21 protein-coding genes are annotated in these 23,236 nt (G+C 63.1%); 8 read left to right on the top strand and 13 right to left on the bottom strand.

The genetic code is table 11. The features are described from left to right. Positions 1-2 precede the first annotated feature (2 nt). The 5 genes from deoA to xapA all read right to left on the bottom strand — a co-directional run bounded on the left by deoA (position 3) and on the right by xapA (position 6,900). Complete coding sequence (deoA, locus tag RUGAMON1_RS05640) at positions 3-1,325, bottom strand: thymidine phosphorylase (protein ID WP_445229573.1); 1,323 nt, start codon at positions 1,323-1,325, stop codon at positions 3-5. A gap of 122 nt (positions 1,326-1,447) precedes the next feature. Next, positions 1,448-3,847 carry an aldehyde dehydrogenase family protein gene (locus RUGAMON1_RS05635; RefSeq protein WP_445229572.1) on the bottom strand — a complete coding sequence of 800 codons (2,400 nt, stop codon included), beginning with the start codon at positions 3,845-3,847 and terminating at the stop codon, positions 1,448-1,450. A gap of 16 nt (positions 3,848-3,863) precedes the next feature. After that, entirely contained in the window at positions 3,864-4,814 is a 951-nt protein-coding gene (deoC, locus tag RUGAMON1_RS05630) for a deoxyribose-phosphate aldolase (protein ID WP_116992524.1), read from the bottom strand. Beyond that, entirely contained in the window at positions 4,811-6,004 is a 1,194-nt protein-coding gene (locus tag RUGAMON1_RS05625; protein WP_445229571.1) for a phosphopentomutase, read from the bottom strand. Before RUGAMON1_RS05625 ends, deoC begins: the two co-directional genes overlap by 4 nt. 56 nt (positions 6,005-6,060) lie before the next feature. Further along, entirely contained in the window at positions 6,061-6,900 is an 840-nt protein-coding gene (xapA, locus tag RUGAMON1_RS05620; protein WP_332851404.1) for a xanthosine phosphorylase, read from the bottom strand. Positions 6,901-7,111: 211 nt separating this feature from the next. Here xapA and RUGAMON1_RS05615 point away from each other — a divergent pair, with 211 nt between their 5' ends. From RUGAMON1_RS05615 to RUGAMON1_RS05605, 3 genes are read left to right on the top strand one after another with little or no spacing between them, the layout of a single operon-like run. Beyond that, on the top strand, positions 7,112-8,254 hold the full coding sequence (locus RUGAMON1_RS05615; protein ID WP_445229570.1) for a carbohydrate kinase: 1,143 nt from the start codon (positions 7,112-7,114) through the stop codon (positions 8,252-8,254). A gap of 11 nt (positions 8,255-8,265) precedes the next feature. Continuing rightward, complete coding sequence (locus RUGAMON1_RS05610; RefSeq protein ID WP_445229569.1) at positions 8,266-9,186, top strand: pseudouridine-5'-phosphate glycosidase; 921 nt, start codon at positions 8,266-8,268, stop codon at positions 9,184-9,186. A 28-nt stretch (positions 9,187-9,214) separates the two neighbouring features. Then, positions 9,215-10,123 carry a LysR family transcriptional regulator gene (locus tag RUGAMON1_RS05605; RefSeq protein ID WP_445229568.1) on the top strand — a complete coding sequence of 303 codons (909 nt, stop codon included), beginning with the start codon at positions 9,215-9,217 and terminating at the stop codon, positions 10,121-10,123. Positions 10,124-10,154: 31 nt separating this feature from the next. Here the strand turns inward: RUGAMON1_RS05605 and pcp are convergent, their stop codons facing one another. From pcp to RUGAMON1_RS05585, 4 genes are all read right to left on the bottom strand, one after another. Next, positions 10,155-10,805 (bottom strand): pyroglutamyl-peptidase I, encoded by a 651-nt coding sequence (gene pcp, locus RUGAMON1_RS05600; protein ID WP_116992518.1) that lies wholly within the window; start codon positions 10,803-10,805, stop codon positions 10,155-10,157. A 60-nt stretch (positions 10,806-10,865) separates the two neighbouring features. Then, positions 10,866-11,822 carry a DUF979 domain-containing protein gene (locus RUGAMON1_RS05595; protein ID WP_445229567.1) on the bottom strand — a complete coding sequence of 319 codons (957 nt, stop codon included), beginning with the start codon at positions 11,820-11,822 and terminating at the stop codon, positions 10,866-10,868. Next, positions 11,819-12,526 (bottom strand): DUF969 domain-containing protein, encoded by a 708-nt coding sequence (locus tag RUGAMON1_RS05590; protein WP_445229566.1) that lies wholly within the window; start codon positions 12,524-12,526, stop codon positions 11,819-11,821. Before RUGAMON1_RS05590 ends, RUGAMON1_RS05595 begins: the two co-directional genes overlap by 4 nt. A gap of 168 nt (positions 12,527-12,694) precedes the next feature. After that, the gene (locus RUGAMON1_RS05585; RefSeq protein ID WP_445229565.1) at positions 12,695-15,010 is read right to left on the bottom strand and encodes a TonB-dependent receptor; all 2,316 of its coding nucleotides are present in this window, start codon (positions 15,008-15,010) and stop codon (positions 12,695-12,697) included. 544 nt (positions 15,011-15,554) lie between these two features. On the opposite strand from RUGAMON1_RS05585, the gene tal reads away from it, so the two are divergent. The 5 genes from tal (at position 15,555) to RUGAMON1_RS05560 (ending at position 21,435) form a co-directional block, all read left to right on the top strand. Next, positions 15,555-16,646 carry a transaldolase gene (gene tal, locus RUGAMON1_RS05580; RefSeq protein WP_445229564.1) on the top strand — a complete coding sequence of 364 codons (1,092 nt, stop codon included), beginning with the start codon at positions 15,555-15,557 and terminating at the stop codon, positions 16,644-16,646. Between the two features lie 120 nt (positions 16,647-16,766). Beyond that, positions 16,767-17,762, top strand: coding sequence for a BMP family lipoprotein (locus RUGAMON1_RS05575; protein ID WP_445229563.1), 996 nt, complete (start codon positions 16,767-16,769; stop codon positions 17,760-17,762). A gap of 88 nt (positions 17,763-17,850) precedes the next feature. Continuing rightward, positions 17,851-19,380: an ABC transporter ATP-binding protein gene (locus RUGAMON1_RS05570; protein ID WP_445229562.1), complete on the top strand. Its 1,530-nt coding sequence runs from the start codon at positions 17,851-17,853 to the stop codon at positions 19,378-19,380. Then, a complete protein-coding gene (locus RUGAMON1_RS05565; protein WP_445229561.1) occupies positions 19,377-20,456 on the top strand; it encodes an ABC transporter permease in 1,080 nt (359 codons plus the stop codon). Before RUGAMON1_RS05570 ends, RUGAMON1_RS05565 begins: the two co-directional genes overlap by 4 nt. A gap of 7 nt (positions 20,457-20,463) precedes the next feature. After that, a complete protein-coding gene (locus RUGAMON1_RS05560; protein WP_116992510.1) occupies positions 20,464-21,435 on the top strand; it encodes an ABC transporter permease in 972 nt (323 codons plus the stop codon). Here RUGAMON1_RS05560 and RUGAMON1_RS05555 read toward each other — a convergent pair whose 3' ends face one another. From RUGAMON1_RS05555 to RUGAMON1_RS05540, 4 genes are all read right to left on the bottom strand, one after another. Beyond that, entirely contained in the window at positions 21,436-21,795 is a 360-nt protein-coding gene (locus RUGAMON1_RS05555; protein ID WP_445229560.1) for a c-type cytochrome, read from the bottom strand. Further along, on the bottom strand, positions 21,792-22,247 hold the full coding sequence (locus RUGAMON1_RS05550) for a helix-turn-helix domain-containing protein (protein WP_445229559.1): 456 nt from the start codon (positions 22,245-22,247) through the stop codon (positions 21,792-21,794). The genes RUGAMON1_RS05555 and RUGAMON1_RS05550 overlap by 4 nt, the downstream gene beginning before the upstream one ends. Further along, positions 22,244-22,552 (bottom strand): type II toxin-antitoxin system HigB family toxin, encoded by a 309-nt coding sequence (locus RUGAMON1_RS05545; RefSeq protein ID WP_445229558.1) that lies wholly within the window; start codon positions 22,550-22,552, stop codon positions 22,244-22,246. Before RUGAMON1_RS05545 ends, RUGAMON1_RS05550 begins: the two co-directional genes overlap by 4 nt. A gap of 88 nt (positions 22,553-22,640) precedes the next feature. Next, positions 22,641-23,225 carry an NUDIX domain-containing protein gene (locus tag RUGAMON1_RS05540; RefSeq protein WP_445229557.1) on the bottom strand — a complete coding sequence of 195 codons (585 nt, stop codon included), beginning with the start codon at positions 23,223-23,225 and terminating at the stop codon, positions 22,641-22,643. Positions 23,226-23,236: the final 11 nt, after the last annotated feature.

The raw sequence follows: 23,236 nt of genomic DNA, 5'->3' as shown, positions 1-23,236 counted from the left end.
TCTTATGGACGGATCGTGCGGTAGATGACCGGGTTCGCGGCCGGCGCAGCACCCGCGATCTGGTAGGCCGCCTGGATTTCGCGGATCGCCTGCTCGGCAGCTTCCTGCGTACGGGCGTGCACCATCGCCAGCGGCTGGCCGGCTTCGATCTTGTCGCCCAGGCCAACTAGCCCGGTCAGGCCGACAGCGAAGTCGATCGGATCAGCAGCGCGGCGACGGCCGCCGCCCAGCGACACCACGGCCAGGCCGATTTCGCGGCAGTTGGCAGTCAAGGCATAACCGGAAACCAGCGCAGGCGCCGGCACGATGATAGGCGAACGCTCCAGGTACTTGTCCGGATTGTCCATCAGGTCCGCCGGGCCGCCCAGCGCCACCACCATGCGCGAGAAGCGCTCGGCGGCTTCGCCGCTGTCCAGCGACGCTTGCAGCTTGGCGCGCGCCTCTTCTTCGGTGGCGGCCAGTTTGCCCAGCACCAGCATCTCGGCGCACAGCGCCATCGTCACTTCGTGCAGGCGCGCAGGACGCGATTTGCCGCTCAGGTAATCCATCGCGCCGCGTACTTCCAGCGCGTTGCCGGCGTATGGCGCCAGCGATTCGTTCATGTCGGTCAGGATGGCCGACGTCATCATGCCGGCCCCGTTGCCGACCTTGACGATGCTGTCCGCCAGCTCCACCGATTTGTCGTAGGTCGGCATGAAGGCGCCGCTGCCTACTTTAACGTCCATCACCAGCGCGTCCAAGCCTGCCGACAGCTTCTTCGACAGGATGGAGCCGGTAATCATGGCGACCGATTCCACGGTGGCGGTCACGTCACGCACGCCATAGAAGATCTTGTCCGACGGCGCCAGCGACGCGGTCTGGCCTATGATGGCGACGCCGACTTCCTTGACTACTTTGCGGAACAGTTCATTGGTCGGCACGGTGGTGTAGCCGGGGATGGAATCGAACTTGTCCAGCGTGCCGCCGGTGTGGCCCAGGCCACGGCCGGAGATCATCGGCACGAAACCGCCGCAGGCCGCGACCATGGGGCCGAGCAGCAGCGAGACCACGTCGCCGACGCCGCCGGTCGAGTGCTTGTCGACCACCGGACCTGGCAGGTCCAGCGAGCGCCAGTCCAGCACTTCGCCGGAATCGCGCATCGCCAGTGTGAAGGCGACGCGTTCGTCCATGGTCATGTCGTTGAAGTAGACCGCCATCGCCAGCGCGGCGATCTGGCCTTCGGTGACGCGGTTCGAGGTGATGCCGCCAACGAAGAACTGGATCTCTTCGGCGCTCAGGACGCCGCCGTCGCGCTTTTTGCGAATGATCTCTTGAGGTAAGAACATGGAATTCTCCGCTTAGGTAAATTGATAACGCCGCAGCAAAGTTCGCGGCACCCGCGAACCCCGCACTGCGGCGGCGCTCGGGGTCGGACCCCGCACGGGGTCCGACCCCTTCTGTTTGGGGGTTAAACGCCGTATGGAATCCAGACGTTTTTAACTTGCGACGCGTGCGCCAGTACTGCGCGGCCGCCCGATTGCGCGGTGCTGTACCAGTCACGGCCCTTCGCGCCGCCGACCCAGGTGCGCTTGAGCGAAGCAGCCGACAGGCGCTCCACTTCCGCACAGCCTTCGGCCGAACCGTCATGACGCCATACCGCGTCGATGTCCGAGTGCGTCGCCAGCGTGCGCGCCAGTTCATCGGCCGAACCGGTGACGATGTTGACCACGCCGTCCGGCAGGTCCGACGTATCGAACACCTGATACAGATCGGTGGCCGACAGCGGATGCGCTTCCGACGGCACCACCACCACGCGGTTGCCCAGCGCGATAGCCGGCGCCACCAGCGAGATGAAGCCCAGCAGCGGCGACTCGTTCGGGCAGACGATGCCGATCACGCCGACCGGCTCGTTCAGCGCCACGGTGATGCCGTGCATAGGCGGCTGGTGCGCCAGGCCGTCGTACTTGTCGGCCCACGCTGCGTAGTAGAACAGGCGCTCGATCGAAGCCTGCACTTCTTTTTCCGCGTTCTTGGAGCCGGTCATCGCGGCGATGCGGGCTGCGAACTCCTCGCCGCGCGCGGCCAGGTTTTCCGCGATGTAGTACAGAACCTGTGCGCGGTTGTGCGACGTGGCTTTCGCCCAGCCGCCGGCCTTGTGCGCCGCTTCCACCGCGTTGCGGATGTCCTTGCGATTGCCTTCGCCGACTTCGCCGATGAAGGCGCCGTCAGCTCCGTGGATCGCGCGGCTGTAGGCGCCGTCGGGGCGGGCTTGCTTGCCGCCGATGTACAGCTTGGCGGTGCGGTCGATGGCGAACGCGCCACCCGCTGCCGAAGTTAAAGCTGAAGAACCGGTGGCTTTTGCCTTGGCCTTGGCTTCAACCACAGGCGTCGCAGGACGCGCATCTTCCGATTTGGCGGTCAGGTATTCGTACATACCTTCGCGGCCGCCTTCACGACCGAAGCCGGATTCGCGGTAGCCGCCGAAGCCGCAAGCGGCGTCGAACTGGTTGGCGGTGTTAATCCACACCACGCCGGCCTTGATCTGCGGCGCGACGTCCAGCGCCAGCGAGATGTTCTCGGTCCAGACGCAGGCGGCCAGGCCGTAGACGGTGTTGTTCGCCAGTTGCACGGCTTCCGGCGGAGTGCGGAAGCTCATCGCCACCAGCACTGGGCCGAAGATCTCGGCTTGCGCCACGGCGGCGGAAGTCGATGCGCCGGTGATCAGCGTTGGAGGGAACCACGAGCCGTTGGCAGGGATTTCGCACTTAGGCTGATAAACCTCGCAACCTTCGGCGCGGGCCGATTCCACCAGGCCGGCGATGCGCTGCTGCTGCACCGGATCGACCAGGGCGCCGATGTCCATCGACTTGTCCAGCGGCGAGCCGAGGGTCAGCTTGTCCATGCGGGCGCGCAGCTTGGCCAGGAATTTATCCTGCACCGATTCCTGCACCAGCAGACGCGAACCCGCGCAGCATACCTGGCCCTGATTGAACCAGATCGAATCAACCAGGCCTTCAACGGCGGCATCCAGGTCTGCATCGTCGAACACGATGAACGGCGACTTGCCGCCCAATTCCAGCGACAGCTTCTTGCCGCTGCCTGCGGTGGCAACGCGGATCAAGCGCCCTACTTCGGTCGAACCGGTGAAGGCCAGCTTGTCGATGCCTGGATGGTTGACGATGGCTTCGCCCACGCGGCCATCGCCGGTGACGATGTTGACCACACCGGCAGGCACGCCGGCTTGTACGCAGATCTCGGCGAACAGCATCGCGGTCAGCGAAGTGAATTCAGCCGGTTTGAAGACGATGGTGTTACCAGCAGCCATGGCCGGTGCGATTTTCCACGACAGCATCAGCAGCGGGAAATTCCAAGGCACGATCTGGCCAACCACGCCGACGGCGCGGTAGTCCGCGAATTCTTCGGCTTGCAGCTGCGCCCAGCCAGCGTGGTAGTAGAAGTGACGCGCCACCAGCGGCAGGTCGACATCGCGGGTTTCGCGGATGGTCTTGCCGTTGTCCAGCGTTTCCAGCACGGCGAACAGGCGCGCGTGCTTCTGCATCAGGCGGGCCAGCGAGTACATGACCTTGGCGCGGCCATGGCCGCCCAGCGCCTGCCAGCCCGGCTGCGCTGCGCGCGCGGCTGCCACGGCGCGATCGACGTCGCTGCCGGTGGCCTGGGTCAGGTCGGCCAGCTTGGCCGCATCAGCTGGATTGGTCGAGGCGAACAACTCGCCTGGCTCACTCCACTGGTTGTCGATGAACAGGCCAAAGGTGCGGCCGTGCTGCTCCAGCCACGCTTGCGCTTCTTTCGTGCTTTCCGGTGCTGGGCCGTATTCCATGGTGTTCAGGATCTCTTTGATGGTTGGCATAACGTGTCCGTATTCTTTATGGTTGCGCGTGGCGATGTGCGGCGGAGTAGTTGCCGGTCACATAGTGCTCAAGCTGGCGTTCGATGTCGGTCAGCAGGCTGGATGCGCCGATGCGGAACAGGTGTGGCTCCAGCCACTCGTTGCCCAGTTCTTCCTTCATCAGCGACAGGTACTGCAGCGCGGCCTTGGCCGTGCCCACGCCACCCGCCGGCTTGTAGCCGATCTTGAAGCCGGTCTGCTCGTGGTAGTCGCGGATCGCGCGCACCATCGTCAGCGATACCGGGATCGTCGCGTTGACCGGCTCCTTGCCGGTCGAGGTCTTGATGAAGTCCGCACCAGCCATCATGCAGACCCACGAAGCCTTGGCCACGTTTTCCAACGTGACCAGTTCACCGGTCGCCAGAATCGCCTTGACGTGCGCTTCGCCGCAAGCCTTGCGGTAAGCCAGCATCTCGTCGTACAGCGCTTGCCAGTTGCCCGTCAAAACGTGCTGGCGGGTGATGACGATATCGATCTCGGTCGCACCTGCGGCCACCGACAATTCGATCTCGCGAACCTTGGTTTCCATGCTGGTCAAGCCGGCCGGGAAGCCGGTCGACACGGCGGCGATAGGCAGGCGGCCTTGCAGCACCTGGGTCGCAGGCTTGATCATCTCGTGGTACACGCAGACGGCGCCGGTGGTCAGTTTGTAGTCTTGCAGACCCAGTGCCTCGACCAGGTCCGAACGCAGCGGACGCATGGCCTTCATGCACAGGCGCTCGACGCGGCCCGGCGTGTCGTCGCCGGACAACGTGGTCAGGTCGATCAGGCCGATGGCCTTGACCAGCCAGGCGGCCTGGTATTCCTTCTTCACCGTGCGGCGGTTCGCCAGACTGGCGGCGCGGCGGTCGGCGGCGCTCTTGTTGATGTGGATGTGATTGATCCAGCCCAGGTCCAGTGGGACCGCTTCGTTACGTTTGAAGGTCATAACAGGTTGCTTCCGTGAGAAAGTGGTTTGACGCCGAGGTGATGGGCCAACGTCTGGCCGATGTCGGAGAAGGTTTCGGAGATAGGCAGCTGTTGCGCCTTCACGCCCGGACCGAAGAAGATCATCGGGATATGTTCACGGGTGTGGTCGGAGCCAGGCCAGGTCGGATCGCAGCCATGGTCGGCGGTGATCACCACCAGGTCGCCCTCTTTCAGCTTGGCGATGAACTCAGGCAGGCGCGCATCCATCTCGTGCAGCGCGTTGGAGTAGCCAGTGACGTCGCGGCGGTGGCCGAAGGCCTGGTCGAAGTCGACGAAGTTCACGAACGTCAGCGACTTGTCGCCAGCTTCTTCTTCCACCTTCATCAACGCGTCGAACAGCGCCATGTTGTCCTTGCCCTTGACCATGCGCGATACGCCCTGGGTCGCGAAGATGTCGCTGATCTTGCCGAGGGCGATGACTTCGCCGCCGTCGTTCTTCACGTGGTCCAGCAGCGTAGGCGCCGGCGGTGCGACCGCGTAGTCGTGACGATTGGTGGTGCGGGTGTAGTTGCCGTCCGCGCCGGTGAACGGACGCGCGATCACGCGGCCGATGTTGTATGGCTCGACCAGCTTGAAGGCGATCTCGCAGATTTCATACAGGCGCTCCAGGCCGAACGATTCTTCGTGCGCGGCGATCTGCAGCACCGAGTCGGCGGAGGTGTAGATGATGGGCTTGCCGCTGGCGACATGCTCGTCACCGTGCTTGTTGATGATCTCCGTACCCGATGCGTGGCAGTCGCCCAGGAAGCCCGGCACGCCGGCCAGCGCCTGCAATTTGGCGGTCAACTCGGCCGGGAACGACGGCACGGTTTTCGGGAAGTAGCCCCAGTCGAATTCCACCGGCACGCCGGCGATTTCCCAGTGGCCGGACTGGGTGTCCTTGCCGGTCGAGCGTTCGCGCGCAGCGCCGTAGGCGGCGGTGAAGCCTTCGCGCTGTGCGAAGCCGGCGGCCCACTGGCCGCTGGCGGTATGGGCGGCCGCGGCCAGGCCCAGTTTTTCCATGGTCGGCAGCGACATCGGCTTGCCGCTCTTGGCGGCCCACTCGGCGATGTGGCCGAAGGTGTTGGCGCCGACGTCGTTGTACTTCGCGGCATCGGGCGTGGCGCCCAAACCAAACGAATCGAGCAAGAGGATAAATGCGCGTTTCATAATTTCGAACTCCTATAAAGCAGAAGGGGCGGACATTCGGCCGCCCCTCGGGAATCTTACGCCTGCGGCGTTTTGGCCACGTTGGCCAGGAAGCCCAGGATCACTTCAATCAGCGAGGTCGCTGCGACAGCCGCGTATTTCAGCGTCTGCTCGTGCGACAGCGGGAACGGCGACAGGCCTTCAGCCAGGTTGGTGATGGCCGATACGCCGACCACTTTCAAACCGCAGTGACGGGCCGACACCACTTCCGGCACCACCGACATGCCGACCATGTCTGCGCCCAGCGTCTTGAAGGCGCGGATTTCGGCAGGGGTCTCGAAGTTAGGACCGGCGTAGGCGATGTACACGCCGTCGTGCAGGGTGACGTTCTTCTCTTTGGCCGAGGAGTGCAGCAACGCGCGCAGGTCGGCGTCGTAGGCGTTGGCCATGCTGAAGAAGCGCGGACCGAAACGCTCGTCGTTCGGGCCCATCATCGGGGTGCCCGGCAGGTAGTTGATATGGTCGGTCAGCGCCACCAGCGAGCCGGCGTCGACTTCGGTGCGCAGCGAACCTGCGGCGTTGGTCACGAACAGCATCTCGCAGCCGAGCAGCTTCATGGTGCGCACGGCGCTGGTCATCACGCCCAGGCCGTAGCCTTCGTAGACGTGGCCGCGGCCCTTCATGCACACCACCGACACGCCCGACAGAGTGCCGATCACCAGTTCGCCGGCGTGGCCGTGCACGGTGCTGATCGGGAAGCCTGGCAGCTCGTTGAAACTGATGGTGACCGCGTCGGTCATTTGTTCCGCCAGCACGCCCAGGCCGGAACCCAGAATCATGGCGATGCGCGGCTTGAAACCCGCAGGGACACGGGCGCGAATGATGTCAGCTGCCTGGAATGGGGAATTATTAGACATGGTTATCCTCTGTTTTTCTGTTGTGGCTGGGGAAGCTGACACTATGCATCATCGTCCATATGTATGGCAAATACCATTTTTCTTCAGCATTTATACTAAAGCGATATAAATCAGGGGTATTATAAATGAAGCCAAACTTAGCCGCAGTGCGCGATTGACTTGATTTGAACAAATGTTTACCATGATGGACAAATGTTTTAGCGAGTAGCCCGTGACCGATTCCTCCAAGAAGGACCAGCTCTACCAGCTGATCCGCGCCAATCCCTTCATCTCCCAGCAGGACCTGGCCGTGGAACTGCGCCTGTCGCGCTCCGCCGTGGCCGGCCACATCGCTGGTTTGATACGCGAACGGCGCCTGCTGGGCCGCGCCTACGTGCTACCGGACAAGCGTCCGGTGATGTGCATAGGCGCCGCCAACCTGGACCGCAAGCTGCGCACCATCGCCGCCATGCAGCTGGGCACCTCCAATCCCGCCACCGCCGAGGAAGTCTACGGCGGCGTGGCCCGCAACATCGCCGAGAACCTGACGCGTCTGAACCTGCCGACCGCGCTGCTGACCGCCCTGGGCGACGACGTCGCCGGCCGCAGCCTGCAAGACCATGCGGAAGGCGCCGGCATCGACACGCGCGGCAGCCTGAAACTGCCGGAGACGCCGACCGGCACCTACACCGCCATCCTCGACGACGCCGGTGAACTGGTGGTGGCGCTGGCCGACATGGCGCTGTACGACCGCATCACGCCGGACTATCTGACCAGCCGCCAGCCGCAGCGCTCCGCCGCCGCGATGACGGTGGTCGACCTGAACCTGCCGGCCGACAGCATCGCCCTGCTGCTCGACAGCGCCCGCGCCGACAATGTGCCGCTGGTGATCGTCGCCGTATCGCAGCCGAAGATGGCGCGCCTGCCGGCCGAGCTGAAAGGCCTGCGCCTGCTGATCCTCAATCGCGGCGAGCTGGAAACCCGCGCCGGCCGCGCGCTGCCGACCGAAGCCGACGTGCGCGCCGCCTGCCGCGACGTGCAAGCCCAGGGCGCGCAGGACGTCATCGTCACCTGCGGCAGCCAGGGCGTGTTCCACACCCGCGACGGCGAGCTGGTATGGCTGGCCGCGCACCAGGTGGAGGTGGTCGACGTCACCGGCGCCGGCGACGCCTTCTCGGCCGCCGTCTGCTGGTCGCTGTACCAGGGCAGCCAGGATCTGACGCTGGCCTGCCGCCGCGGCCTGAAGGTGGCCGCGATGACGCTCGAATCCCAGGAGACCGTGTCGCCGATGCTGGCCGCCGATGTCCTCGACGAGATCCACGACTTCGACCTGTCGGCGGAATACAACCCGCCGCTCTTCCCCAACAAGGCATAAGGAATCCCACCATGCAAGCTGTCCATCACTATCTGCTGTTTTCGCCCGAAGTGGCGGCCGCCCGCGCCGCCGGCAAACCTGTCGTCGCGCTGGAATCGACCATCATCTCGCACGGCATGCCGTATCCGCAGAACGTGCAGATGGCGCGTGAAGTGGAACAGATCATCCGCGACGGCGGCGCCGTGCCGGCCACCATCGCCATCATCGGCGGCAAGATCTGCATCGGCCTGTCGGAAGAACAGCTGGAACTGCTGGGCACTTCGCCCGACGCCATGAAGGTCAGCCGCCGCGACCTGCCCTACGTGCTGGCACAATCGAAACTGGGCGCCACCACCGTGGCAGCCACCATGATCTGCGCCGAGCTGGCCGGCATCTCGGTGTTCGTCACCGGCGGCATCGGCGGCGTGCACCGCGGCGCCGAGACCAGCTTCGACATCTCGGCCGACCTGCAGGAACTGGCGCAGACCTCGGTGGCGGTGGTGTGCGCCGGCGTCAAGTCCATCCTCGACATCGGCCTGACGCTCGAATACCTGGAGACGCACGGCGTGCCGGTGGTCAGCGTGGGCCAGCGCGGCTTCCCCGCCTTCTTCACCCGCGAGAGCGGCTTCAATGCCGACTTCCAGCTCGACACGCCGGCCGAACAGGCGGCCTTCATCCACACCAAGTGGCAGCTGGGCCTCAAGGGCGGCGTGGTGGTCAGCAATCCGGTGCCGGCCGCCGAAGCGATGCCGAAGGCGGAGATCGACGCCATCACCGCGCAGGCCTTGCAGGAAGCCGATGCGCAGGACGTGACCGGCAAGAACGTCACCCCCTTCCTGCTCAGTCGCATCAAGCAGCTGACCGAGGGCCGCAGCCTGGCGACCAACATCGCACTGGTGAAGAACAACGCCCGCTGCGGCGCCGCCCTGGCCGTGGCCATGCACGCACACTGACATCGTCCCACATCGCCCAAAGAACGCCATGTCCATCGATCTGAAACAACTAAAGTACTTCCTCGCCGTCGCAGAAGAAAAGAGTTTCAGCCGCGCCGCCGAGCGCCTGCACATTTCGCAGCCGCCTTTGAGCCAGCAGATCATGAAGCTGGAAAATGAACTGGGTGTGAAGCTGTTCGCCCGCACCACCCGCACTTTCGAGCTGACGGTGGCGGGCAAGGCGCTGATGGGCGAAGCGGCCGACCTGCTGGGCAAGATGCGCATGACCATCGATACCATCCGCCAGATTGACCGCGGCGAAGTGGGCCGGCTGCGGGTGGGCATCGTCGGCTCGGCGATGTGGGGACCGATACCGAGTTTGCTGGAAGAGTTCCAGACCAAGTTCCCGCGCGTGAGCTGGACCCTGCACGAACTGGGCCCGACGCTGCAATACGACGCGCTGCGCGCCAAGCAGATCGACGTCGGTTTCTGGCGCGAGCCCAAGCTGGACGAGGATGATCTGAAAAACGACAACCTGCGCCAGGAGCTGTGCTTCCGCGAAGACGTCTGCGTGGCCATCAACGAGCATCACCCGCTGGCCAAGCAGGAAGCGATCGAGCTGACCGACATCGCCGACGAGCCGATGCTGACGCTGGCGTTGGACAAGTCGTCCTTCCCGCGTTACCTGATTCAATGCTGTGTGAAGGCCGGCTTCCAGCCGACCATATTCCAGGAGGCGTCCGAACCGCAGACGCTGCTGGCGATGGTGGGTGCGGGCCTGGGTGTGGCGCTGCTGCCGGAGACCACCAGCCGCATCGGCTGGCCGGGCGTGGTGTTCCTGCCGATTCGTACCAATCCGCCGTCGGCGAACCTGTACATCACCTACACCACACTGGACGACGCGCCGGTGGTGCGGGCTTTCCTCAACATTCTTAACCCCGTAAAGCCTGGGGTCTGACCCCTCGGGGTCAGACCCCTTCGGTTTGGGGTTAGTGGGTCACCCCGCCCGCCTCGCGCATGTCCACATCGTGGGCCAGCGTGGTGCGGATGGCGATGCGCAGGCCTTCGACCATGTCCTCCAGTTTCATGCTGGCCGAACCCGGATGCGCGGCCGCCTGCTGCGGCAAATACGGAATGTGTATGAAACCGGCCCGCATGGTCGTGCCCCACTCGTGCGCCTGATGCATCAGGCTATAGAACACGTGGTTGCACACATACGTGCCCGCCGTCTGCGACACCGACGACGGCAAGCCCGCCTCGCGCAGCGCATGGACGATGGCCTTGATCGGCAGCGTGGCAAAGTAGGCCGCCGGGCCGTTGGTGACGATGGGCTGGTCGACGATCTGCCGCTTCTGGTTGTCGGCGATAGGCGCGTCGTCGATATTGATGGCGATGCGCTCCACCGACAAATCGACCCGGCCGCCCGCCTGCCCCACCGCGATCACGATGCTGGGCTGGAGCTCTTCCACCGCCTGATGCAGCACCTTGCTGGCCTGCCCGAACACGCACGGCAACTGGCGCGAATGGACCACGAAGTCGCCTTCGTGCCAGCCCTGAAGTGTGCGCACAGCTTCCCACGAGGGGTTGATGGTCTCCTTGTTAAACGGTTCGAAACCGGTCAACAATATTATCTTTTTCATCTACGTGTACTCCGATTGCTGCGCTGTTTGTGCGCTACTCTACTCCAACTCACGTGCACGTCACATGTTCATTAGAAAATAAAGAAGTGCAATATTAGCAAGCAAGAGCGGCAATGCGGTGCCCACTTGAATCTTCACGACGGCGTTCTTGTCGGGTAGTTCCAGCAACGCGGCGGGCACGATGTTGAAGTTGGCGGCCATGGGCGTCATCAGCGTGCCGCAGTAGGCGCTGAACATGCCGATCGCCGCCATCACCGCCGGATTGGCGTGGTACACGCCGACCAGCACCGGGATGCCGACGCCGCCCGCGATCACCGGAAACGCCGCGAAGCCGTTGCCCATGATGACGGTGAACAGCGCCATGCCGATGCAGTACACCGCCACCGCCACCAGCCGCACATCGAGGTTGATGTAGGACGTGACCACGTGCGCCACCGCCTTGCCCATGCCGGCCTCGGTGAACAGCAGGCCAAGCACCGCCAGCATGTGCGGCAGCACCACCGCCCAGCCCAGGTGATCGATCAGCCGGCGCGATTCGCGCATCGCCTGCATCGGCGTGGAGCGCGTCAGCCAGCAGGCGGTGGCCACCGCGAACAGCGAGCCGCAGCCCAGGCTGACCAGCGTGGCGTTTTTCGGGTCGAGCAGCAGCAGGCCGCCCAGGTGCACCTCCTTGAGCAGGGTCGAACCGATCACCGTCGTCGCCGGGATGATCAGCGCCGGGATCAGCAGGCGATGGCCGAGCCGCTGCGCGCTGCTCTTGCGCTCCTCCTGCGTGCGCTCGCCGTAGCGGCCCAGCGCTACGCCGCCGAAGCCGGCGATCAGCGCCATCACCACCATCAGCACGCCGGCAGCCACCGGCGGCAACTGCTCGCCGGCCAGGTAGACCACAGCGTACAAGGCCCAGAACAAGGCGCTGGAATAGCGCTTGGGATTGTGCCGGTCGGTCAGCGACATGTACGCGACCAGCAGCAGCATCGCGCCCAGCACGTAGTAGAAATAATCGAGCTTGAGTATCATGCCGGCTCCTTCACCGCCAGCATGGCGCGGGCGATCTGCACGTCCAGCCGGTGCAGGCGCCACGAATGGATGATGAAGGCCGTCACCGCGGTCGGTATGCCCCACAGCGCCATGTGCAGCGGATCGACCTCCAGCCCTTCGCCGCGCAGGATGGTCTGCATCAGCAGGATGGCGCCGAAGGCCACGAACACGTCCTCGCCGAAGAACAGGCCAACGTTGTCGGTGGCGGCGGACATGGCGCGGATGCGGTGCCGCAGCTCCTCGGTCAGCGCCGGGTAGCGCACCTCGGCGGCGCCCTCCGCCATCGGCGCGATCAGCGGGCGCACCATGTTCGGATGGCCGCCGATGCTGGTCAGGCCGAAGGCGGCGCTGATCTCGCGGATCGCCAGGTAGACGATCAGCAGGCGGCCGGTGGTGGCGGACTTGATGCGGGCGATCGACGCCTGCGCATGCTCCTTCAGCCCGAAGCGCTCCAGCAGGCCGATGGCCGCCAGCGGCAGCAGCAGGATCAATGGCAGGTTGCGGGTCTTGATGAAGGCCGTGCCCAGGGTGGCGAGCAGCTTCTCGACCGGCATGGCGGCGGCGATGCCGGTGACGGCGCAGGCGGCGATCACCACCAGCACCGGATGCGCGCGCAGGGCGAAGCCCAGGATGATGACGGCCACGCCGAGCAGCGGCCACAGATTGACGACAGTGTGATTCATTCTATCTCCACGACGGTAGTATCGCCGCGCCCTACCCCGCAATGCGGCCGAAAGGGGTCGGACCCCGAGGGGTCCGACCCCGGCATCCGGGTTGCGGGGGTCGCGCTCAATCATAAAAAAATCCCCGCACATCTTACGATGCGCGGGGATTTTCAGATAGCGGTCAATTTAGAAGTTGACTTTGAAGGTGCCGCCCCAGGTGCGCGGCTCGTTCAACATACCGGTCAGGTTGTCGAAGTCGATGGCGCCGAGGATCACGCGCTTGTCGGTGATGTTGCGGCCGAACAGCGCCACTTCATACTTGCCGTTGCCCCACTTGTAACCGGTGCGTACGCCGCCTTCAACCAGCGACTTGGCCTTGTACTCAGGCGCTTCGTACAGGAAGAAGTTGTAGCTGGTACGGTAGGTCCAGTCGGTGTAGGCGTAGAACTCGCCGTTGCCGATGTCCTTGCTGTACTTCAGCGTGAAGTTCAGCTGGGTCTTCGGCGCGCGTGGCAGCGGGTTGCCGTCGATCTTGGAGGTGCCAGGGAACGGGCCGGCCGCGTTGGTCGGCGTGCAGCCGTACGGGTTCGGCGCGGTGTTCGGCAGGTTGCCGCAGTACTGCACGAACAGGTTCTTGTCCTTGATCTCGGTATCGTTGTAGCTGCCGCCCAGGGTCATGCTGAACTCGTCGCTCAGATTGGCCTGGAAGTCCACTTCAACGCCCTGACCGGTCACTTTTTCAGCGTTGATCAGCTGATTCATGTTGATCGTGCCGCTACCGGCGGTCAGCTGCTTGTCCTTGACGCGGTACTGGAACACCGAGGCGCTCAGGCGCGCGCGCTTGTCGAACAGGTCCTGCTTGATACCGGCTTCGTACGACAGCGCTTTTTCGGCGCCGGCGAACGATGGCTTGTCGCCCAAGCCGTTCAAACGGCCCTGCATCGACGGCGCGCGGTAGCCGGTGGCCACGCGGGCGAACAGATTGGTGGTCTTGTTCAGCTCATAGGTGCCGCTCATATCCCAGCTCAGGTTATGCGAGGTGTTGTCGATCTCGAACGGACCGGACATCTTCGGCGGTTCGTAGCGCACGGCCGAGAAGTCCTTCTTGTCGGTGGTGTAGCGCAGGCCGCCACGTACCTTCAGCTTGTCGCTGACGGTGTAGTTCAGCGAGCCGAAGGCCGCCCACGACTTGGCGTGCTGGAACTGCTGCGCGTACGCGGCGTTCTGCGGATTGCCAGGAGCGAAGGTGTTAAAGCTGATCGAGTCGATCTGGATGTCTTCGTTGAAGAAGAACAGGCCGCCGATCCACTGCAACGGGCCCTTGTAGTTCGACTCGGCGCGGAACTCTTGCGAGAACTGCTTGTGGTTAGGCAGCAGGTCGGCCGTTTCAACCGCGAACGGGATGTAGCCAGGACCGTACGGCGGCGCGTACGACGCGCCGTAGCCGCCGTCCACATCGGCGCGGCTGTTGAACTTCAGCGTCTCGTAGCCGGTGATCGAGTGCAGCGTGATGTCGTCCAGGTTGTACTTCAGGCGGATGTTGCCGCCCTTGGTGGTCAGCTTCTGGTAGTTGATGCCGTCGCTCGGGTAGGAGCCGTAGTCGAAGCCGTCGACCAGGTCGTTGGTGCCCTTCTTGATGATGTTGGCGCGGAACAGCGTGGCGCTGCCGTGATAGTCGCGCTCGTGGTAGTTGAACAGCGCGCTGAAGTCCTTGCTCGGCTTGACCAGCGCCTGCAGGCGGAAGGCGTTGTCGCCGTAGCCTTCGAAGTCCTGGGTGCCCTTGTTCGGGGTTGGATTGGTGTTGTGCACGCGGTCGCCGCGGTGCTGGCTGGTGCCCGAGAAGCGCAGCGCAACGGTGTCGCTGACCGGGATGTTGAACATGCCTTCGGCGGTCTTGGACGAGTAGTTGCCCACGCCCAGGGTCAGGTAGCCCTCTTGCTTGAAGACCGGCTTGGCCGAGTCGAACTTGATCACGCCGGCCGGCGAGTTGCGGCCGAACAGCGTGCCCTGCGGGCCGCGCAGCACCTCAACCTGGTCCACGTCGAACACTGGGAAGCCCTTCAGCATGGCGTTTTCCTGGACGATGTCGTCCATCACCAGGCCCACAGGCTGGGAAGCGTTCAGGTCGAAGTCGGTGTTGCCCAGGCCGCGAATGTAGAAGCGCGGGAAGGTGCGGCCGTAGTCCGATTCCACGTTGACCGACGGCGAGCGGCCGGCCAGGAAACGGATGTCGGCGGCGCCCGAGGTCAGCACGTCGAGCTTGTCGCCTTTCAGCGTGGCGATCGACATCGGCACGTCCTTGATGTTTTCCGCGCGGCGCTGCGCGGTCACGATCACGGTTTCCAGTTGGCCTTTGGTGGCGGTATCCGGGGCGTCGGCGGCTGGCTGGCCTGCTGCAACGGCGGCCGCTTCGGCGGCCATCGCCGCGTGCAGAGGGAATGCGCTTGCAACTGCCAGCGCGATCAGCGATCGCACTGCGTAACCACTACTTTTTTTGCTCATGAGTCCTGCTCCCTATTGTGTAGGCAAGGTTGAAATATCAATCCAAAATCCCGCCCTCACTGCGGATTGCAGCGGGCGATGTCTTTGTTTTTTGTTGGTAAAAATGTATCGAAACTACTATGTTTCGCATAAGAATATGCAAACTACCAACCATGCTAGCATGGAAAAAAATGACAGAAACTCACTTTCTGAGTGATTCGATTCATATCAATTTTATATAAATAGCTAAATAAAATCGAATTTGCCGTACATATCGACGCTGATGCATAGTAGTGGACGGCCTCCAAAACAGGCCGCTGAACATGGGGAAACCACCCTGCTTGCAGGTAAATTGTTGATTTCCAAGGCAAGGCCGGATGCCCTGAAAGCCCCGATCCATGCGGAAAATTATTTATCCAACAAGTAGGAAATTTTTCCAAACGGACAAAAAAGCAACAGCACAAAAATATTAAATTCGGCACTAACTGTTGCGGCAGTGCGACATGCATCCCAGCACTGTCCCCAGCACTGGTCGCCGGGACACAATCTTGGACGGAAGATGTAGATGAATAACATGCTCGAACCCAGCCGCCTGCGCGCGGTCAGCGACCTGGGACAACAAATCTGGCTCGACAACCTGAGCCGCAACCTGCTGGCCTCCGGCCAGCTGGCGGACCTGATCGCCGGCGACGGCATCCAGGGCCTGACATCCAACCCGGCCATCTTCTACCACGCCATCCAGCACGACCCCGCCTACCAGGCCGCGCTGCCGCAGCTGCGCAGCGCGCTGGCGACGCCGGAGGCGCGCTTCGAAGCGCTGGTGCTGCCGGACGTGCAGCGCGCCTGCGACCTGTTCGCGCCGCTGTACCGCGATTCCGACGGCCGCGCCGGCTTTGTCAGCTTCGAAGTGTCGCCGCGCCTGAGCCACGACGTCGAGGGCACCATCGCCGCCGCCAAGCGCCTGTGGGCCGCCATCGCCCGGCCCAATGTGATGATCAAGATCCCGGCCACGCCGGCCGGCATCGCCGCGCTGGAGGACGTGATCTACGCCGGCATCAACGTCAACATGACGCTAATCTTCACCGCCAGCCAGATCCACGCAGTGCGCGCCGCCCACCGCCGCGGCCTGGCGCGCCGCCTGCAGGACACCGCCTCGGTGCAGCGCATCGCCAGCGTCGCCAGCGTCTTCATCAGCCGCATCGACGTCGCCGTCGATGCCCTGCTGGAAAACTCGGCCGACAGCAGCGCCGTGGCCCTGCGCGGCCGCGCCGCCATGACCGCCGCCCGCATCGCCTATCACGACTGGAAGAACGACGGCGGCTTCTCGGTGTTCGCCGCCTTCGGCGCCACGCCGCAGTGGCTGCTGTGGGCCAGCACTGCCACCAAGCACCCGGACCAGCGCGACGTGCGCTACGTCGAAGGCCTGATCGGCCCGCACACCATCAACACCGTGCCCGACGCCACCCTGGCCGCCTTCCGCGACCACGGCGAGGCGGTGGCCACGCTGCTCGACACCGACATCGACGCCGACCGCGCCGTGATGGCGCAACTGGCGCGCCACGGCATCGATCTGGAAACGGTGGGCCAGCAGTTGCTGGCCGCCGGCTTGCTGCAATTTGAACAAGCTTTTGACAAACTACTGGCGCTGACGGCGTAAACGGCCCGCAAACCCCGAGGCAAACCTCTAAAAATCAGGGGTTTGCAGCGATATAGCGGCGTCAAATTACATGTTTCGTCCAATAAAAATATACAATATCGATCTTCCAGGAGCCTATTCATGAAACTTTCACAACTTAGTTTGACGGTTGCAGCACTGTTTATCGCTGCCAGCGCGTCCGCGGCCGACCCAAAACTGGGTATCGTGTATGACGCAGGCGGCAAGTTCGACAAGTCGTTCAACCAGTCCGCTTTTGAAGGCGCCTCGCGCTTCAAGAAGGAAACCAACATCAATTTCATCGAGGTGCAAGCCTCCAGCGACACCCAGGCTGAACAGGTGCTGCGCGGCCTGGCCCGCAAGAACCTGGACCTGATCGCCTCGATCGGCTTCGCCCAGCAGGCCGCCGTGCAGAAGGTCGCCAAGGAATTCCCGAAAGTCCATTTCGTGCTGATCGACGGCGTGGCGCAAGGCGCCAACGTCAACTCCATTACCTTCAAGGAAGAAGAAGGCTCCTACCTGGTGGGCGTGGCCGCGGCCATGGCTTCCAAGTCCAAGAAGCTGGGCTTCATCGGCGGCGTCGACATCCCGCTGATCCGCACCTTCGCCTGCGGCTACGCCCAGGGCGCCAAGGCGGTCAATCCGAAAATTGAAGTCAGCAACAACATGGTCGGCACCACCTCCGACTCGTGGAACAATCCGGCCAAGGGCGGCGAACTGGCGCGCTCGCAATTCGACCGCGGCGTCGACGTGGTGTTTGCCGTGGCCGGCGGTTCGGGCCTGGGCACGCTGCAAACCGCCAAGGAAAAAGGCAAGCTGGCGATCGGCGTCGACTCCAACCAGAACAGCCTGTACCCGGGCACCATCCTGACCTCCATGGTCAAGCGCGTGGACAACGCGGTCTACGAGTCCTTCATGCAAATGAAGAACGGCACCTGGAAGGCCGGAGTCACCGCCAAGGGCCTGAAGGAAGACGGCGTCGATTGGGCGCTGGACGCCAACAACCGCAAGCTGATCACGCCGGAAATCGAAAAGCGCGTCATTGGTGCCCGCAAGGACATCATCGACGGCAAAGTAAAAGTCATCGACATCCGTTCGGGCGCTGCCTGCCCGGCCTGACACCTGTTTGAACATTGAGCGCGCCGCCGGAGGATATTCCTCATGCGGCGCGTTTAACTTTTTACTTAACCGCACCGAAAACGATCCTATGCAGCCAGCAGTAGAATTTCGCGGCATCTCCAAGCATTTTGGAGCCGTCAAAGCGAACACGGACGTCAACTTCACCATCGCCAAGGGTTCGATCCACGGCCTGGTGGGCGAGAACGGCGCCGGCAAATCGACCCTGATGAGCATCCTGTACGGATACTACCGCGCCGACGGCGGGGAGATCCTGCTCGATGGCCAGGCGCGCAACATCCGCAACAGCCAGGAAGCGATCACGCTGGGCATCGGCATGGTGCACCAGCACTTCATGCTGGTCGAGAACATGACCGTGCTCGATAACGTGATGCTGGGCAGCGAAGGCGGCTTCCAGCTCAAGTCCAAGCGCGCCGCCGTCGAGGCGCAGCTGCGCGAGATCTGCACCCGCTACCGTCTCGACGTCGATCCGCTGGCCACCATCCACGATCTGTCGGTGGGCGCGCAGCAGCGCGTGGAGATCCTCAAGCAGATCTACCGCAGCGCCAACATCCTGATCCTGGACGAGCCGACCGCCGTGCTGACCGCGCAGGAGACCGAGTCGCTGTTCGAGATCCTGCGATTGTTCAAGGAACAGGGCAAGACCATCATCCTGATCACGCACAAGCTGCAGGAGATCCTCGACATCACCGACACCGTCACCGTGATGCGCGGCGGCCGCGTGATCGGCGCCGTGCCGACCGCCGGCACCACCAAGGAAGACCTGGCCAATATGATGGTCGGCCGTCCGATCGAAAACAACCTGCCGCGCAAACCGTACAATCCGGGCGCGCCGGTGCTGCACATCGAGAACCTGCAATTGCAGGACGAGCAGCAGGTCAAGCTGTTGGCCGATATCGGCTTCACGCTGCGCGCCGGCGAGATCGTCGCGATTGCCGGCGTGTCCGGCAACGGCCAGAGCGAGTTGATGGAAATCCTGTCGGGCATGCGCCTGCCGACTTCCGGCAAGCTGGACTTCCTGGGCAAGGCGCTGCCGTTCGCCGGCCGTTCCGACGCCGACGGCCTGCCGCGCACCTTCCGCGACCTGGGCATCGCCCACATCCCGGAAGACCGCCTGCGCGACGGCGTGGTGAAGGCCTTCTCGGTCATGCACAACACCATCCTCGGCTACCAGGACAAGCTGAAAAACCGCTGGGGCCTGTTCGACTTCAAGGCCATCGCCGCGCGCTGCGCGGAGCTGATGAAGAATTTCGACGTCCGCCCCAACAACCACGACCTGCGTATCGGCCTGCTCTCCGGCGGCAACCAGCAGAAGGTGGTGATCGCCCGCGAAGTGCTGGCGCAGCCGAAGCTGATGCTGGTCGGCCAGCCGACGCGCGGCGTCGACATCGGCACCATCGAAAGCATCCACACGCAGCTGCTCAAGCTGCGCGACGAAGGCGTGGCGATCCTGCTGGTCTCCGTGGAGCTGGAAGAAGTGCGCGCGCTGGCGGACCGAATTTTGGTCATGTGCGGCGGCCGCATCACCGGCGAACTGAAAATTGAAGAATTCGACACGACCCGTATCGGCTTGCTGATGGGCGGGATGCACAAATCATGAATAACCACGACCTGCCACGCTGGGCTACCGCGTTTGTAATGCCCGTCCTGAACCTGTTGTCGGCCCTGCTGGTGGCCGCGCTGGTGATCTACCTGCTGGGCGAGAGCCCGGTCGAATCGATGGGCATCCTGATCAACAGCGCCGTCATCAATCCGGAAGGCTTGAGCTACACGCTGTTCTACGCCTCGACCTTCATCTTCACCGGCCTGGCGGTTTCGATCGCCATGCAGGCCGGCCTGTTCAACATCGGCGCCGAAGGCCAGATGTACTTCGCCGGCCTGGGCCTGACCCTGGCCATGCTGACCTTCGACAGCTCGCTGCCGATGTGGGTGTTGATCCCGATCGGCATGCTGGGCGCTGCGCTGTTCGGCGCGCTGTGGGCTTTCCTGCCCGGCTACCTGCAGGCGAAGCGCGGCAGCCATGTGGTGGTGACCACCATCATGTTCAACTACATCGCCGGCGCGTTGATGAACACCGTGATCGTCAAATACCTGGTGCCGGCCGGCGAGCAAAATCCGGCCAGCCGCGCCTTCAGCGCCGCCGCCGAAATGCCGCGCCTGAACCAGTGGTTCCCGGTGCTGGGCGAAACGCCGCTCAACATCAGCTTCTTCCTGGCGATCATCGCGCTGGTGATCTACGGCGTGATGGTGTCGCGTTCCTCGTGGGGCTTCAAGCTGCGCGCCACCGGCTTGAACAAGCATGCGGCGCACTATGCGGGCGTCCGCATCAGCAAGATGATCATCACCGTGATGCTGATCTCCGGCGCGCTGGCGGGCCTGGGTTCGGTCAACTCCATCATGGGCTCGACCCACTACCTGTCGCTGAACTTCGTCGGCGGCGCGGGCTTCGTCGGCATCGCGATCGCGCTGATGGGCCGCCAGCATCCGGTCGGTATCTTCCTGTCGGCCGTGTTGTTCGGCGCGCTGATACAGGGCGGTTTCGACCTGTCGCTGGAAAAGCAGAACATCCCGCCTGAGACCTTTATCTTCATCCAGGGCTTGATCATCCTGTTCTGCGGCGCGATGGAAAACTTCTACGCCCCCGCCATTGCGGCCCTGATCAAACGGACCAAGTGAGACTGTCATGACTTTTGAAGACCTCCAAATCGGCAGCATCCTGGTGTCCACCGTGCGCAATGCGCCGGTGCTGATTTTCGCCGGCATGGCCGGCCTGTTCGCCGAACGTTCGGGCGTGATCGACATCGGCCTCGAAGGCAAGATCCTTGCGTCGGCCTTCGTCTCGGCGGCCGTCGCCTTCGCCACGCAGAACCCTTGGTACGGCGTGGCTGCGGGCATGCTGGTGTCGGTGCTGCTGGCGACGCTACAGGCCTACGTCGCGATCACGCAAAAGGGCAACCAGCTGGTGGCCGGCATCGCGATCAACATCGCCATGAGCGGCCTGACCTTCGTGGTCGCGCAATTCTTCTTCCAGCAGGGCGGACGCACGCCGGACCTGGGCCAGGCGCGCCTGTTCGACGTGGTGCTGCCGGGCAGCGCCGCCGTGGAAGGCATACCGTTCATCGGCTGGCTGTACGCGCATCTGATCGGCGGCCATTCGGTGCTGGTCTACCTGGCGTTCGCGCTGGTGCCGCTGGTGCACTGGGTGCTGTATCACACGCGCTTCGGCCTGCGTTTGCGCGCCTGCGGCGAGAACCCGCATGCGGCCGATGCGGCCGGTGTCAGCGTCGAGCGCCAGCGCTACATGGCGATGCTGATCGCCGGCATCCTGTGCTCGTTCTCGGGCGCTTACCTGGCTATCGTGCAGAGCGGCTTCTTCCTGCGCGACATGTCGGCTGGTGCAGGTTACCTGGCGTTGACGGCGATGGTGTTCGGTAACTGGCGTCCGGTGTACACCTTCCTCGGCTGCCTGATGTTCGGCTTCTTCGGCGCGGTACAGATCCAGATCGAAGGCGTGGACCTGCCGCTGGTCGGTCGCCTGCCAGGCTCACTGATCCAGATGGTGCCTTACGTGGTTACGGTGATCGTGCTGGCCGGCCTGATGGCCAAGTCGGTGGCGCCGAAAGCGCTGGGTACGCCGTTCGTGAAGTCCCGCTGATTACTTCAGCGTCCGCATAAAGGACAGCAGGTCGGCGACCTGCTGTTCATCCTTGATTCCCCAAAAACGCATGCTGGTCCCCGGCACCACATCGTGCGGCGCGCGCAGATATGCGGCCAGTGTTTTCTCGTCCCACACCAGTCCCGACTTCTTCATCGCTTCCGAGTATTTGTAGTCCTTGGTCGACGCCGCGCTCCGGCCGATGATGCCATTCAGCTGCGGCCCGAAACCGCCCTGCGCATACGGCCCGACCTGATGGCAGGAGGCGCAGCGCTTGAACAGCGCCTCGCCGACCTTGGCGTCGCCCACTGCCGCGACCTGGCCTGCCGCCAGCAGCACTACAAAAAAATAGGCTCTCATGCGGAGATGTTATCGCTTTTCAAAAACAGCGTGGCCGGCACGCCAAGCAAGCCGGCCAATTTCGCTGCCAATTCCGCGTCGATCTTGCGTTGCCCGGCTAGTACCGCATCCAGTTCGACCTGATCCAGTATCCCGTGAAAATCGTCCGCAGTCCGCGCGCCCTGCTCGATTAGAAACGCCAGCATTTCATGAGGTTCACTTTCCGGCATCGGGTAACGTTTCTTTTCATATTCACTGATCATTTCCGAAAGCAGGTCAAAGAAACTTGATAAGGGATGCGAGGGCTTTTCGTAAACAGCATCCCATATCGCATCCAACAAATTCAACGCATCTCGATGGTCTGCGTCGGTGCGCAATGGCCGCAAACCCGTTATCCGTTCGAAAGATACCCATGCAGCCTGCAGTGCAACGAGGTCGAGCTTGGCAGAACCTGGACCGGTCGGATTGTTCATGATTTAATTTGCCCCTTGAGAAACTGGCGAGTCCATTTATCGTATTCGGAATGCGTCAACACCCAGCGGATTTGCACAATGTCCGTACTATATTCAATTCTTGAAATGATTCGATATTTATTGCCACCAACATTGAATATCGTGAACGGTGCGGCATAGTCCGCGTGACGAAAAATTTGCCGAAGATGGACATAGTCAGGGAACTTGGTTCCTGACATCACCTGCCGCCAATGAGCGACAGGAGCTCGCGCATTCGGGTGCAGCAAGCAAAACTCGTCGATCAGATTGGTGGCAATCAGGCGCATACGCCACTGTATGACTGTAGCCCCTTTGCCGATTGAGCGCACACAAAGAGTGCGGTTGGGACTGCGGAAATTTGCAGCCCAGCTCGGTTCAGGATACGCATAGCAGGTGCAGCGCGGCGTATTGGAGCAGCATGATGGTCTTGCCGTCGGCGATGCGGCCGTCGGCCATCATCTGCATGGCCTCGTCCATCGCCAACTCCAGCACTTCGATGTCCTCGCCCTCTTCCTCGATGCCGCCGCCATCGCCGATGCGCGAACTCGGATCGTATTCGGCGACGAAGAAGTACAGGCGCTCCGTCACCGAGCCGGGGCTCATGAAGGCCTCGAACACCTTGCGCACCTCGCCCACGCGATAGCCGGTTTCCTCTTCCACCTCGGCCTTGATGCGGTCCTCCGGGCTGGCCTGGTCCAGCAAGCCGGCTGCGGCTTCGATCAGGAAGCCGTCATGGCCGTTGCCGTAGGTCGGGAAGCGGAACTGCCGCACCAGCACCACCGTGCGCCGCTCGCGGTTGTACAGCAGGATGGTGGCACCGTGGCCCCGGTCATAGGTCTCGCGCGTCTGGCGCTGCCAGCTGCCGTCGTTGCGGCGGTAGTCGAAGGTGGTCTTTTGCAGCAGGAACCAGTCGTCGGAAAGGGTCTCCACCTGGTGGATGCGAATACGGTCTTCGGGCATGTCGATCTCCT

The organism is Duganella rhizosphaerae (assembly GCF_040364205.1).
Taxonomy (GTDB): domain Bacteria; phylum Pseudomonadota; class Gammaproteobacteria; order Burkholderiales; family Burkholderiaceae_D; genus Rugamonas; species Rugamonas rhizosphaerae.
Note: the sequence above shows the minus strand (reverse complement) of the source record. Positions and strands in the feature narration are given on the sequence as shown.

Excerpts from the sequence above, each read along its gene's own strand:
- deoA (WP_445229573.1), bottom strand. The coding sequence starts at position 1,325 with ATGTTCTTACCTCAAGAGATCATTCGCAAAAAGCGCGACGGCGGCGTC.
- RUGAMON1_RS05635 (WP_445229572.1), bottom strand. The coding sequence starts at position 3,847 with ATGCCAACCATCAAAGAGATCCTGAACACCATGGAATACGGCCCAGCA.
- deoC (WP_116992524.1), bottom strand. The coding sequence starts at position 4,814 with ATGACCTTCAAACGTAACGAAGCGGTCCCACTGGACCTGGGCTGGATC.
- RUGAMON1_RS05625 (WP_445229571.1), bottom strand. The coding sequence starts at position 6,004 with ATGAAACGCGCATTTATCCTCTTGCTCGATTCGTTTGGTTTGGGCGCC.
- xapA (WP_332851404.1), bottom strand. The coding sequence starts at position 6,900 with ATGTCTAATAATTCCCCATTCCAGGCAGCTGACATCATTCGCGCCCGT.
- RUGAMON1_RS05610 (WP_445229569.1), top strand. The coding sequence starts at position 8,266 with ATGCAAGCTGTCCATCACTATCTGCTGTTTTCGCCCGAAGTGGCGGCC.
- RUGAMON1_RS05605 (WP_445229568.1), top strand. The coding sequence starts at position 9,215 with ATGTCCATCGATCTGAAACAACTAAAGTACTTCCTCGCCGTCGCAGAA.
- pcp (WP_116992518.1), bottom strand. The coding sequence starts at position 10,805 with ATGAAAAAGATAATATTGTTGACCGGTTTCGAACCGTTTAACAAGGAG.
- RUGAMON1_RS05595 (WP_445229567.1), bottom strand. The coding sequence starts at position 11,822 with ATGATACTCAAGCTCGATTATTTCTACTACGTGCTGGGCGCGATGCTG.
- RUGAMON1_RS05590 (WP_445229566.1), bottom strand. The coding sequence starts at position 12,526 with ATGAATCACACTGTCGTCAATCTGTGGCCGCTGCTCGGCGTGGCCGTC.
- RUGAMON1_RS05585 (WP_445229565.1), bottom strand. The coding sequence starts at position 15,010 with ATGAGCAAAAAAAGTAGTGGTTACGCAGTGCGATCGCTGATCGCGCTG.
- tal (WP_445229564.1), top strand. The coding sequence starts at position 15,555 with ATGAATAACATGCTCGAACCCAGCCGCCTGCGCGCGGTCAGCGACCTG.
- RUGAMON1_RS05575 (WP_445229563.1), top strand. The coding sequence starts at position 16,767 with ATGAAACTTTCACAACTTAGTTTGACGGTTGCAGCACTGTTTATCGCT.
- RUGAMON1_RS05570 (WP_445229562.1), top strand. The coding sequence starts at position 17,851 with ATGCAGCCAGCAGTAGAATTTCGCGGCATCTCCAAGCATTTTGGAGCC.
- RUGAMON1_RS05565 (WP_445229561.1), top strand. The coding sequence starts at position 19,377 with ATGAATAACCACGACCTGCCACGCTGGGCTACCGCGTTTGTAATGCCC.
- RUGAMON1_RS05560 (WP_116992510.1), top strand. The coding sequence starts at position 20,464 with ATGACTTTTGAAGACCTCCAAATCGGCAGCATCCTGGTGTCCACCGTG.
- RUGAMON1_RS05555 (WP_445229560.1), bottom strand. The coding sequence starts at position 21,795 with ATGAGAGCCTATTTTTTTGTAGTGCTGCTGGCGGCAGGCCAGGTCGCG.
- RUGAMON1_RS05550 (WP_445229559.1), bottom strand. The coding sequence starts at position 22,247 with ATGAACAATCCGACCGGTCCAGGTTCTGCCAAGCTCGACCTCGTTGCA.
- RUGAMON1_RS05545 (WP_445229558.1), bottom strand. The coding sequence starts at position 22,552 with ATGCGCCTGATTGCCACCAATCTGATCGACGAGTTTTGCTTGCTGCAC.
- RUGAMON1_RS05540 (WP_445229557.1), bottom strand. The coding sequence starts at position 23,225 with ATGCCCGAAGACCGTATTCGCATCCACCAGGTGGAGACCCTTTCCGAC.